Origin of the sequence: Mycobacterium simiae (assembly GCF_010727605.1) — a bacterium.
GTDB classification, from domain to species: domain Bacteria; phylum Actinomycetota; class Actinomycetes; order Mycobacteriales; family Mycobacteriaceae; genus Mycobacterium; species Mycobacterium simiae.
The window spans coordinates 266,790-278,969 of the sequence record NZ_AP022568.1 but is presented as its reverse complement, the minus strand read 5'-3'; the positions used below and the strand labels follow the sequence as shown (position 1 = coordinate 278,969).

Sequence of the window (12,180 nt, the reverse complement as noted above, 5' to 3'; positions counted from 1 at the left end):
CTCACCCTAGTGCGGGAGTGCCGGCGTTTGCAGTATGGGATCCGGGGTATCCCGCGCCCGCTGTGGCTGCGCACGCCCCCGCGAGCAAGCTTGCATTCAAGGCCGCCGGCGGGAAATTCTTGGTGAATAGACCCTGGAGGCTGGCCGCGGTGGTAGCGCGGTCTACCATCGTGCGTAGTAGATCCTGCGCCCCGCTGCACCCCAAGGAGTTATTGCGTGAGCGTTCGCGGGCGCTTCGAGCCAACCCGAGCGCCAAGCCGAATCCGCGGATCGGTGCTGGCTTACCTGGCGCTGACGAAGCCGCGTGTCATCGAGCTGTTGCTGGTCACCGCGATTCCCGCGATGCTGCTGGCCCACCGGGGCCACGTCAACCCGCTGCTGATCCTCAACACCCTGATCGGCGGGATGCTGGCGGCCGGGGGGGCCAACACGCTGAACTGCGTGGCCGACGCCGACATCGACAAGCTGATGAAGCGCACCGCGCGTCGCCCGTTGGCCCGGGCGGCGGTCCCGACGCGCAACGCGCTGGTCATGGGGTTGGCGCTGACCGTGGGCTCGTTCGTCTGGCTGTGGTGGACGACGAACCTGCTCTCCGGCCTGCTCGCCGTCGCGACGATCGCGTTCTACGTGTTCGTCTACACGCTGCTGCTCAAACGCCGCACCTCGCAGAACGTGGTCTGGGGAGGCGCCGCCGGCTGCATGCCGGTGATGATCGGCTGGTCGGCCGTCACCGGCACCATCGGCTGGCCGGCGCTGGCGATGTTCGCGATCATCTTCTTCTGGACGCCGCCGCACACCTGGGCGCTGGCGATGCGCTACAAGGACGACTACAAATCGGCGGGCGTGCCCATGCTGCCCGCGGTGGCGACCGAGCGTCAGGTCACCAAGCAGATCCTCATCTACACCTGGCTGACCGTATTGGCGACCATGGTGTTGGCGCTGGCCACCGGCTGGCTGTACACGGCCGTCGCCGTGGTTGCCGGGGTGTGGTTCCTAGCGATGGCCCACCAGCTCTACGCCGGGGTGCGCGCCGGCGAACCGGTCAAGCCGCTGCGGCTGTTCCTGCAGTCCAATAACTACCTGGCGGTGGTGTTCTGCGCGTTGGCCATCGACTCGGTGATCGCCCTGCCGACGCTGCTGTAGTAGCCACCCCGCGCCGGCTTCCATTCTCCCGGCCGCTTTCACTTAGCCGAAACCTAGCCGGCGCCCAGGATGCGGGCCAATACTGACCTTCAGCAGCAAACCGTGCCGAAGGGACCAGCCCATGGCGGATCGCGTCCGAACATCGATCGCCCGCGGGCTGTTGTCGGCCGGGTTGTTCGTGGCCAGCCCCGGCCTCACGACGGGTATTGCCGCCGCCGCGCCCGGGCCGGTGCCCTTGGACGCCTGGCCGGGCTGCCCGAATGACCACTCGCAGGGCCCCTGCCGCTGGTGTCCCGGGCAACCGCTACCGCCGACCGGCAATCACGTGACCAACCCCGTGGTTTGGGACAACAGCATTTGCCACACCTACTACTACGTCTATTTCGGGCAGGGCAACGTCGCACAAAACATCTGGGACGGCGACGATCCGCCGCCACCCCCACCGCCAGCGCCACCGGGTCTGATCAACCGGGACAACTGCCAGCAGATCCTCGGCATCTTCTGCCCCAAGGCGTGACCCGACCCGAATTACTCAGGGCAGCAACACGATCGGGCCGGTCGTTTTGCGTCCCTGCAGATCTTGGTGGGCGCGGGTGGCTTCGGCCAATGGGTAGCGGCCCCCGACTTCGATGCTGATCGACCCGGTGCCGATCGCGTCGAACAGTTCATCGGCGCGCCAGCTGAACTCCTGGGGAGTGCGCATGAAATGAGCCAGCGTCGGCCGGGTCAAAAACACCGAGCCCGCGGCGTTGAGCCGCTGCGGATCCACCGGCGGTACTGGGCCGCTGGCCGCGCCGAACAGCGCCAGCGTGCCCCGGACCGCCAGACTGGCCAGGCTGGCGTCGAACGTGCTGGCGCCGACGCCGTCGTACACCGCCGCGACGCCAATCCCGCCGGTGAGATCCCGGATCTGCTGGCCGAATTGCGCGGCGTCCTCGGGGTAGGAGAGCACCTCGTCGGCGCCGGCTTGCGTGGACAGCTTCGCTTTTTCCGGTGTCGATACGGTGGTGAAGACCCGGACGCCGAGCAAGTGCGCCCACTGGGTCAGGATCAGCCCGACCCCACCGGCGCCCGCGTGCACCAGCACCGTGTCGCCGGCTTGTACTGGATAGACCGACTTCAGCAAATAGTGTGCGGTCAGTCCCTTCAGCAACACCGAGGCCGCGACCTCGGAGCTGATCCCGTCGGGCAGCTTGGCCGTCAAATGAGCTGGCGCAACGGCAAATTCGGCGTATGCTCCGGTCGCCGCCGCGGACACCACACGGTCACCGACCTGGAAGCTCTCGTCCGTGCCGGGGCCCAGCGCCGCGACGGTGCCGCATACCTCGGAGCCCAGGATGAACGGCAGCGGGCGTGGGTACTGGCCGGACCGGAAATAGGTATCAATGAAGTTGACGCCGATGGCTTCTGCCTCGACCAACAGCTCACCCTCGCCGGGTTCAGGTTGTTTGGCATCGACGTAACGCAGGACCTCGGGACCGCCCGTTTCACTAATTTCGATTGCGTGCATCTGGATATCATGCCCGGGCATGAAGCTTGCCCGCCCGGATGTCTTCCACCCCCGCGTCGTGCTGGCCGGGTGCCCGCAGCGGCCCGCCGGTGAGGCCGACGACGCGGGGTTGGTCGCGGCGCTGCGCCGCCGCGGTCTGCATTCGCGCTGGATGTCCTGGGATTTCGCCGATATTTTGCATGCGGACCTGGTGATCCTGCGCACCGCGCAGGACTGGCGGGCGCGCCGCGACGAGTTCCTACAGTGGACCGCCCGGGTCAAAAACCTGTTGAATCCGCCGGCGGTTGTCACCTGGAATTCCGCTGCGCGCTACCTGGAGGACATCGAGAGTGCCGGCGTGCCAACACTGTTCGGGGATGTGCGGGAGGAGACGGTGTCGTTGATCTTCGTCGGCGGTGAGCAATCACACGCGGTGGCTGCGACGCATGCGGTCCAGCCCGAGTTCGAGTCCTGGGATGTCGGATATGCCGCCATTGCGGCGGCCGCTGACCGCGCGGGCATCCGCAGCAGCGAGCTGCTGTACGCGCGGGTGGACGTGACCGCACCAGAACCGGTGCGGGTCGTGGACGTGAATGTGATTGCGCCGTCCCTGGATTGGCGGCTGCTGGACACCAAAGCGCGCGACCGGGCCGAGCGCTCGTTCGCACTCGCCGTGGCGTCAGCCTGCGAGCGGCTGGGCCTTGGTCCGCTCTCGCATCGACGCCCATAGCGCCGCGGTGGCCGCCGTACAGGCTGCGGCGCCCGCGACGTGAACGGCTACCAGGGCGGCCGGGACGCCGGTGAAGTACTGGGTGGTGCCGACGGCGGCCTGGGCGCACACCAGGGCCAGCAGCACGCCCAGCCGCACCACGATGGGACGCGCAGCGCCGACGGCCAGCAGCCCGAAGCCCAACCCGACCAGCAGGGCGAGGTAGGCGACCAGCAGCGAGGAATGCAGATGCACCAGCGTGGTGATCTCGACTTTCAGGCGGGGCACCGTCCGGCTCGGGCTGCGGTCACCGGCGTGCGGGCCGGCCGCGGTCACCAGCGTTCCGGTCACCAGCACCGCCGCCACGTTCACCGCGGCGAGTGCGGTGAGCGCCCGCAGCGGCCTGGCCACCCGCGCGTGCACGACGCCGTCGTCGGGCTCGCCGACCTTGACGTAGAGCAGCACCGACAGCCACACCATCGTCATCGAGACCAGCAGATGAATGGCGACCGTCCACCACAGCAGCCCGGTGCGCACCGTGACGCCGCCGATCACCGCCTGGACCACCGTTGACACCGGCATCAACCAGGCGTAGGCGAGCACCTCGCCCCGCCGCCGGGCCCGGGTCACCGCCAGCACCGCCAATGCCGCGGTGATGACCACCGCGATGCTGAACAGTCGGTTGCCGAACTCGATGGCCTGGTGCACCCGCGGCACTTCGGAGACGGTGACCGGGACGAAGCTGCCCGGAAAACACCGCGGCCAGGTGGGGCAGCCCAGGCCGGACGCCGTGACGCGCACGATCGAGCCGGTAACGGCAATGCCACCCTGGGACAGGATCACGGTCGCGGCGATGATGCGCTGGACGCGAGGGCGGGGCTCGGGGAGCAAGTCCACCAACCGCATCAGCGTTCGTCGCAGGCCCACCGCCCGATCGTAGGCCCAACGGTAGCGGCCGAAACTACGGCCTGTAGTACGGGCTTTTGCTTCGAGACTCAACTCGCTGACAACGGCGTCGGTGTCGCCGCGGCGAACCGGAAGTGGGGTCGAACCGTCAGGTGAAGCGGAACCAGCGCAGCGCGGCGAGGGCGGCCACCGCACCCCAGACCGCCAGCACGATGACACCGAACCAGTCAACCGACAGCGTCATCGCCTGCGACAGCGCTTCGGTGAGCGCGCCGGACGGGGTGAGCCGCGCCGCCCACTTGACCGCCGCCGGGATCATGTCGGTCTCGAGGGTCAGGGCACCCAGGCCGGCGAAGACGAACCACAGCAGGTTGGCCAACGCCAGCACGATCTCGGCGCGCAGCGTCCCACCGAGCAGCAAGCCCAGGGCCGCGAAGCCGGCGGTGCCCAGCGCGATCACCACCGCACCCAACGCGAGCGCCGCCGGGGCGGGCCGCCAGCCCAGCGCGCACCCAATGGCGCCCAAGATGATCGACTGCAGAAACACCGTGGTGATCACGGCCAGGGATTTGCCGGCGATGATTCCCCAGACGGGCAGCGGCGTGGCCCCCAGCCGCTTCAGCGCCCCGTACCTGCGGTCGAAGGCCACCGCGATCGCCTGCCCGGTGAACGCCGTCGAGATCACCGCCAGCGCCATGATCACCGGGGTGAAGGTCGCGGCGCGGTTGTGCCCGAAGGAGCCGAACGGCAACAGCGTCAATCCCACCAGCAGCGTGATCGGGATGAACATGGTCAGCAGCAGTTGTTCGCCGTTGCGCAGCAACAACTTCAGCTCCAGCCCGAATTGCGCGGCCAGCATCTTCGGTACCGCATTGGGGCGCGGATCCGGGGTGAAGGTGCCCGCCGGGAACAGCGGGGCGAAGCTGTCGGTCACGGTCGCAACTTCCTGCCGGTGAGGTCCAAGAACACATCCTCGAGGCTGCGTTGTTCGACGCGCAGATCCGTTGCCAGCACATCGATCTGGGCGCACCACGCCGTCACCGTCGCCAGCACCTGCGGGTCGACCGGTCCCTCGACCAGGTACTCGCCCGGGGTCACCTCGGTGGTCTTGTAGTCCTCGGGCAGGGCCGACGCCAGCAGCGAGAGGTCCAGCCGCGGCGGTGCGGTGAATCGCACCTGGTCTTTGGCGCCGGAGCGGGTCAGCTCCGCCGGGGTGCCGGCCGCGACGGTTTCGCCGCGGTCGATGATGACGATCCGGTCGGCGAGTTCCTCGGCCTCCTTGAGCTGGTGGGTGGTCAGCACCACCGTCACCCCGTCGCGGCGCAGGGCATCGATCAGTTCCCACACCAGCAGCCGGGCGTGCGCGTCCATGCCCGCGGTGGGTTCGTCCAGGAAAACCAGTTCGGGGCGGCCGACCAGCGCGCAGGCCAGGGCGAGGCGTTGCTGCTGGCCGCCGGAGAGCCGCCGATAAGTGGTGCGCGCGGCATCGGTCAGACCCAGAGTGGACAGCAGCCAGCTCGGATCTAACGGGTCGGCGGCGTAGGAGGCGACCAGATCGAGCATCTCCCCGGCACGCGCTGCGGGGTAGCCGCCACCACCCTGCAGCATCACCCCGATGCGGGCGCGTAGTCGCGCATTGTCGGCGACCGGATCCAGGCCGAGCACCTCGATCGTTCCGGCGTCTGGACGGACGAAGCCCTCGCACATCTCGACCGTCGTCGTCTTGCCGGCGCCGTTGGGCCCCAACAGGGCCAGCACCTCGGCGGCGTGCACATCCAGGTTGAGGTCGGAGACGGCCTTACAGACGGTCGCACCCGACCCGTAGTGCTTGCTCACCCCGCGCAGCCGCACCACTGTTGCGGGGGCAGGGGGTGTTGGGGGGCCCGAACTCACGTCGAGTCAGCGTAGGCGCCGGGTGCCGACTCGGATCGAGGGGTGGCTCCGGGAGTCGGCGCCGCCTCGTCATCGACCACCGCTTCGGCGGGGCCCATTTCCAGCGTGGGGGGCAGCAGCGGCCGCCACGGCAGCCGGGTGTAGGTCAACGCGATCAGCACAGCCACCACGACGGCGCTGGCCAGGGTGGCATCCAGGATCTGGAACAGCGCGAACCGGTCGCCGTTGGCGGTGGGACCGAAGATGCCGACGACCAGGGTGATCACGATGACGGCGACGCGGAAGCCGGGCCGGGTGGCCCAGCAGGCCAGCGGAATGATCGGCCACAGCAGATACCAGGGTTGCACCACCGGAAACAGCAGCACGCAGATGCCCAACGCGACGCCCAGGCCGCCGATCGGGTGCAGCCGGCCGCGGAAGACGGCCAGCAGCAGCCAGGTGACCAGCACCATGATGATCAGCACGCCGATGAACCGGGTCAGCGCCAGCACGGCGGTGGTGTGATCGCCCAGGCCCAGCAGAATGCCGGCCTGGCCGGTGGCCAGCGCCAGCAGCGTGGGCGGCGACATCCAGCTCCGCACGACGTTGGCGGTCCCGAGGGTGAACACCCAGCCGAACCCGAGCCCGCTGGCCCAGCCCACCAGGCCCATTACCGCCAGCGATAGCGCTCCCATGCCGCCGCCGGCCAGCACAAATGCGCGCAGGTTGGCCCCGCAACGGTAAGCCAGCGCCATCGTGACGAAGCCCAGCGCCAGCAACGAGGGCAGCTTCACCTGGGAGGACAGCGTGATCAGCACCGAGCCGGCGAGCAGCATGCCCAACGGCTCCCAGTCGGGACCCAACCGGCGCCAGGACCGCCATGTTGGCGGCCACAGCTGCGGCGCTTCGATGCCGCGCAACGCAAACTCGGCGCCGACTAGCATCAGACCGAGCATCAGCGCCTCGTTGTGGATGCCCGCCACCAGGTGCATCAGCAGCAGCGGGTTAGCCACGCCCAGCCACAGCGCACTGACCTCGGCGACCCCGCAGCGGCGGGCCAGCCGCGGCGTCGCCCACACGATCATCGCCACCCCGGCGAGCACCACCAGGCGGTGGCAGAGCACCGCGGCGACGATGTTCTCGCCGGTCAGGGCCGAGATGCCGCGGCCGATCCATAAGAACAACGGGCCATAGGGTGCCGGCGTCTCCCGCCACACGCTGGGCACCGAGAGGGTGAAGACGTGGCCGAGGCCGAGACCGGACGCCGGACCGACTTGGTAGGGATCGAGGCCCTCGAGCGAAATCTGGCTCTGCGCCAAATAGGAGTAGACGTCCTTGCTGTACATCGGCGGCGCGATCAGCAGCGGCAGCATCCACAGCAGCAGGGTGCGATCCAGCTCGCCGCGCGACATCTGCCGCTTGCCGAGCGCGAACCGGCCCAGCATCAGCCAGGCCAGGGTCATCATGACCGCCCCGACGGTCGTCATCGTCAGTGACACCGTCTGGATGCGGGATGGCAGGTTCAACAGGCGAACGCCGAATGTCGGATCCTGCACGACCGGGCGGGCCCCGGCGCCCAGGGCGCCGATCCCCATCAGGACGGTCCCGGTCGCGCCGAACAAGCGGGTGCGCGCAAGAGCGGTGAGTTCCGTCTCATTCAGCGGTGAACCCACCGCCTGCTCGTCGCCATGCAAGCTGGCGATCGACGAGCTCAGCGTGTGTTGGCGCGCTGCCATCAGTGCAGCGTAGCGGCATGCCTTCGGGTAGCGGCCCGATGCCGGGCCGCCGGTCCGGCGTGTTCGGGTGGTGAGGGCACCCTTCCTGGACCGATTTCCGGAATTGCGTCACACTGGTGTTGTGAAAATCCGGACTTCTCAGGATGAGGCCGCGCCCGCGATCGGTGCGGCGGCTCTCGCTGGGGTGCCGGATGGACAGACCCGCCGCGCCATCGTGCGGCTGCTGCTGGAATCCGGCTCGATCACGGTCAGCGAGATCTGCGACCGGCTGGGCCTGGCGGCGGCCGGTGTACGGCGCCACCTCGACGCGCTGGTCGACGCCGGGGACGCGGAGTCCGCGCCCGCCGCGGCGTGGCAGCAGGCCGGCCGGGGACGGCCCGCCAAGCGCTTCCGGCTGACGGCGGCCGGGCGGGCCAAGCTGGACCACGCCTACGACGATCTGGCGGCCGCGGCCATGCGCCAGCTCCGGGAAATCGGGGGACAGGGCGCGCTGCAGGCGTTCGCCCGGCGCCGCATCGACACGATCCTGGCCGACGTGCAGCCCGCTGCCGGTGCCGGTGACGCCGACGTCGAGGCGGCCGCCGAGCGGGTGGCCGGCGCGCTGACCAAGGCCGGTTACGTGGCCACCACGACGCGGGTCGGTCCGCCGCTGCACGGCGTACAGATCTGCCAGCACCACTGCCCGGTATCGCATGTCGCCGAGGAATTCCCGGAGCTGTGCGAGGCCGAGCGGGAGGCCATGGCCGAGGTACTCGGCACGCACGTGCAGCGGTTGGCGACCATCGTCAACGGCGATTGCGCCTGCACCACCCACGTCCCGCTGACCCAAGCGGCGGGCAAGGCAGCAAGCAAGACCTAGCATCAAGCGGCGCCAGCCCGCGCCCGCACCTTACGAGCACCAAAGGAGCGTCCGTATGACCCTCACGCCAGAGGCAACAACGCCATCGGTTCCGGCTGCGCCGCTGACCCAGGAGCAGGCGATCGCATCCCTGGGCAAGTACGGCTATGGCTGGGCGGACTCCGACGTCGCGGGCGCCTCGGCTCGGCGGGGTCTCTCACAGGCGGTGGTGCGCGACATCTCGGCGAAGAAGAACGAGCCGGAGTGGATGCTCGAGGCCCGGCTGAAGGCGCTGCGCACATTCGAGAAGAAACCGATGCCGAACTGGGGCTCCAACCTCGAGGGCATCGATTTCGAAAACATCAAGTACTTCGTGCGTTCCACGGAAAAGCAGGCCGCCTCCTGGGAGGACCTGCCCGAGGACATCCGCAACACCTACGACAAGCTGGGCATCCCCGAGGCGGAGAAGCAGCGCCTGGTGGCAGGCGTCGCCGCGCAGTACGAGTCCGAGGTGGTTTACCACCAGATCCGCGAAGACCTGGAGAGCCAGGGCGTCATCTTCCTGGACACCGACAGCGGCCTGCGCGAGCACCCGGACATCTTTAAGCAGTACTTCGGCAGCGTGATCCCCGCCGGTGACAACAAGTTCTCCGCACTGAACACCGCGGTGTGGTCGGGTGGTTCGTTCATCTACGTGCCGCCGGGCGTGCACGTCGACATCCCGCTGCAGGCGTACTTCCGGATCAACACCGAGAACATGGGCCAGTTCGAGCGGACCTTGATCATCGTCGACGAGGGCGCCTACGTGCACTACGTCGAGGGGTGTACGGCGCCGATCTACAAGAGCGATTCGCTGCACTCCGCGGTGGTCGAGATCATCGTGAAGCCGGGCGGCCGCTGCCGGTACACGACCATTCAGAACTGGTCGAACAACGTCTACAACCTGGTCACCAAGCGTGCCCGCGCCGAGGCCGGCGCCACCATGGAGTGGGTCGACGGAAACATCGGGTCGAAGGTGACGATGAAGTACCCGGCCGTGTGGATGACCGGCGAATACGCCAAGGGCGAGGTGCTCTCGGTGGCGTTCGCCGGCGAGGGGCAGCACCAGGACACCGGTGCCAAGATGCTGCACCTGGCCCCCCACACGTCGAGCAACATCGTCTCCAAGTCGGTGGCCCGTGGCGGCGGCCGCGCGTCCTACCGCGGTCTGGTGCAGGTTAACAAGGGCGCCCACGGGTCCCGTTCCAGCGTGAAATGCGATGCGTTGCTTGTTGATACGATCAGCCGCAGCGACACCTACCCGTACGTCGACATCCGCGAGGACGACGTCACGATGGGCCACGAGGCCACCGTGTCGAAGGTCAGCGAGAACCAGCTCTTCTACTTGATGAGCCGCGGGCTGACCGAGGACGAAGCGATGGCGATGGTGGTGCGCGGCTTCGTCGAGCCGATCGCCAAGGAACTTCCGATGGAATACGCCCTGGAGCTCAACCGGTTGATCGAACTGCAGATGGAAGGTGCGGTCGGCTAGTGGGCAATTTGACTGAGGCGGTGGAGGGTTCGGCCCTCGCCGCCGTCAACAAGGGCGAGTTATTTGCGTCCTTCGACGTCGACGCCTTCGAGGTACCGCACGGGCGCGACGAACTGTGGCGGTTCACGCCGCTGAAGCGGTTGCGCGGCCTGCACGACGGCTCGGCCCGCGCCACCGGTAAGGCCCAGATCACCGTCGGCGAGCAGCCCGGCGTGACGGTCGAAACCGTGCGCCGCGGCGACGAGCGGCTCGGGCAGGGCGGTGTCCCCACGGACCGTGTTGCCGCGCAAGCCTTTTCGTCGTTCAACTCGGCGACCGTGGTGACCGTAGCCCGTGACACCGAGGTGGCCAAGCCCGTCGAGATCGTGATCACCGGGCCCGGTGCAGGAGCGGTCGCCTACGGCCATCTGCAGATTCGCGTCGAAGAGCTCGCCCGGGCCATCGTCGTCGTCGACCTGCGGGGCAGCGGCACCTACGCGGACAACGTCGAGATCATCGTCGGCGACTCGGCCGGTGTGGGAGTGATCTGGATCGCCGATTGGGCCGACGACGCCGTCCACGTCAGTGCGCATCACGCACGGCTGGGCAAGGATTCGGTGCTTGGGCATGTCAACGTGACGCTCGGCGGCGACCTGGTGCGCACGTCGACGGTGGTACGGTTCACCGCGCCCGGTGGCGACGCTCAGCTGCTGGGCACCTATTTCGCCGACGACGGCCAGCACTTCGAATCCCGACTGCTGGTCGACCACGCGCAGCCCAACTGCCGCTCGGACGTGTTGTACAAGGGTGCGCTCCAAGCGGATCCGGACTCGGACCGTCCCGACGCGCACACCGTCTGGGTGGGCGACGTGCTGATTCGCGCGGAGGCCACCGGCACCGACACCTTCGAGACCAACCGCAACCTGTTGCTCACCGACGGTGCCCGCGCCGACTCGGTGCCTAACCTCGAGATCGAGACCGGGGAGATCGTCGGCGCCGGACACGCCAGCGCCACCGGACGATTCGACGACGAGCAGCTGTTCTACCTGCAGGCCCGCGGCATTCCGGAAAACCAGGCCCGCCGGCTGATCGTGCGCGGTTTCTTCGGCGAGATCATCCAGAAGATCGCGGTGCCCGCCGTGCGGGACCGGCTCACCGAGGCCATCGAGCACGAACTTGAGTTGACCGAAGGAATCAAGAACCAATGACCACGCTGGAAATCAAGGATCTGCACGTCAGCGTCGCTCGCACCGACGACGCCGACGCCATCGGAATCCTCAAGGGTGTCGATCTCACGGTGAAGTCGGGGGAGACGCACGCGTTGATGGGCCCCAACGGGTCGGGCAAATCCACGCTGTCCTACGCGATCGCCGGGCATCCCAAGTACGAGGTGACGTCGGGTTCGATCACGCTGGACGGCCAGGACGTGCTCGCGATGAGCGTCGACGAACGTGCCCGCGCGGGGTTGTTCCTGGCGATGCAGTACCCGATCGAGGTCCCCGGCGTGTCGATGTCTAACTTCCTGCGCACCGCGGCCACGGCCGTGCGCGGCGAGGCACCGAAGCTGCGGCACTGGGTCAAAGAGGTCAAGGGTGCTATGGACGATCTGGGCATCGACCCGTCCTTCTCCGAACGCAGTGTCAACGAAGGCTTTTCCGGTGGTGAGAAGAAGCGCCACGAGATCTTGCAGTTGTCGTTGCTCAAGCCCAAGATCGCGATCCTCGACGAGACCGACTCCGGGCTGGACGTCGACGCGCTTCGGGTGGTCAGCGAGGGCGTGAACCGCTACGCCGAAGCCGAGCGGGGCGGCGTCCTGCTGATCACGCACTACACCCGGATCCTGCGCTACATCGAGCCGCAGTTCGTGCACGTATTCGTCGGCGGCCGCATCGTCGAGTCGGGCGGCCCGGAACTCGCCGACGAACTCGAAGAGCACGGGTACGAACGCTTCACCTCGGCGGCCGCGGGGGCGTAACG

The 12,180-nt window shown here is 68.2% G+C and carries 11 protein-coding genes and 1 pseudogene; 7 read left to right on the top strand and 5 right to left on the bottom strand.

Annotation, left to right across the window (positions count from 1 at the left end; translation table 11 throughout):
* Positions 1-216: 216 nt before the first annotated feature.
* Positions 217-1,143: a heme o synthase gene (locus tag G6N33_RS01115; RefSeq protein WP_044511403.1), complete on the top strand. Its 927-nt coding sequence runs from the start codon at positions 217-219 to the stop codon at positions 1,141-1,143.
* A gap of 121 nt (positions 1,144-1,264) precedes the next feature.
* Entirely contained in the window at positions 1,265-1,660 is a 396-nt protein-coding gene (locus G6N33_RS01110) for a hypothetical protein (protein WP_049919299.1), read from the top strand.
* Positions 1,661-1,675: 15 nt separating this feature from the next.
* Here G6N33_RS01110 and G6N33_RS01105 read toward each other — a convergent pair whose 3' ends face one another.
* The gene (locus G6N33_RS01105) at positions 1,676-2,653 is read right to left on the bottom strand and encodes a quinone oxidoreductase family protein (protein ID WP_044513290.1); all 978 of its coding nucleotides are present in this window, start codon (positions 2,651-2,653) and stop codon (positions 1,676-1,678) included.
* 19 nt (positions 2,654-2,672) lie between these two features.
* Between G6N33_RS01105 and G6N33_RS01100 the strand changes: the two genes are divergently transcribed.
* Positions 2,673-3,362, top strand: coding sequence for a hypothetical protein (locus G6N33_RS01100; protein WP_044511404.1), 690 nt, complete (start codon positions 2,673-2,675; stop codon positions 3,360-3,362).
* On the opposite strand, the gene G6N33_RS01095 is transcribed toward G6N33_RS01100, so the two are convergent.
* From G6N33_RS01095 to mptB, 4 genes are all read right to left on the bottom strand, one after another.
* Positions 3,312-4,247: a COX15/CtaA family protein gene (locus G6N33_RS01095; protein WP_163771752.1), complete on the bottom strand. Its 936-nt coding sequence runs from the start codon at positions 4,245-4,247 to the stop codon at positions 3,312-3,314. The genes G6N33_RS01100 and G6N33_RS01095 overlap by 51 nt on opposite strands.
* Before the next feature lie 148 nt (positions 4,248-4,395).
* Entirely contained in the window at positions 4,396-5,106 is a 711-nt protein-coding gene (locus tag G6N33_RS01090) for an ABC transporter permease (RefSeq protein WP_408632780.1), read from the bottom strand.
* A gap of 71 nt (positions 5,107-5,177) precedes the next feature.
* On the bottom strand, positions 5,178-6,140 hold the full coding sequence (locus tag G6N33_RS01085; protein ID WP_408632756.1) for an ABC transporter ATP-binding protein: 963 nt from the start codon (positions 6,138-6,140) through the stop codon (positions 5,178-5,180).
* Positions 6,137-7,855, bottom strand: a complete 1,719-nt coding sequence (gene mptB / locus G6N33_RS01080) for a polyprenol phosphomannose-dependent alpha 1,6 mannosyltransferase MptB (RefSeq protein WP_044511411.1) — start codon at positions 7,853-7,855, stop codon at positions 6,137-6,139. The genes G6N33_RS01085 and mptB overlap by 4 nt, the downstream gene beginning before the upstream one ends.
* A 67-nt stretch (positions 7,856-7,922) precedes the next feature.
* On the opposite strand from mptB, the pseudogene G6N33_RS01075 reads away from it, so the two are divergent.
* The 4 genes and pseudogenes from G6N33_RS01075 (at position 7,923) to sufC (ending at position 12,178) form a co-directional block, all read left to right on the top strand.
* Positions 7,923-8,773, top strand: a pseudogene (locus G6N33_RS01075) (helix-turn-helix transcriptional regulator).
* On the top strand, positions 8,770-10,224 hold the full coding sequence (gene sufB, locus G6N33_RS01070) for a Fe-S cluster assembly protein SufB (RefSeq protein WP_044511412.1): 1,455 nt from the start codon (positions 8,770-8,772) through the stop codon (positions 10,222-10,224). The pseudogene G6N33_RS01075 and the gene sufB overlap by 4 nt, the downstream one beginning before the upstream one ends.
* Positions 10,224-11,411, top strand: a complete 1,188-nt coding sequence (gene sufD / locus G6N33_RS01065; RefSeq protein ID WP_044511414.1) for a Fe-S cluster assembly protein SufD — start codon at positions 10,224-10,226, stop codon at positions 11,409-11,411. The genes sufB and sufD overlap by 1 nt, the downstream gene beginning before the upstream one ends.
* A complete protein-coding gene (sufC, locus tag G6N33_RS01060; RefSeq protein ID WP_101528793.1) occupies positions 11,408-12,178 on the top strand; it encodes a Fe-S cluster assembly ATPase SufC in 771 nt (256 codons plus the stop codon). Before sufD ends, sufC begins: the two co-directional genes overlap by 4 nt.
* Positions 12,179-12,180: the final 2 nt, after the last annotated feature.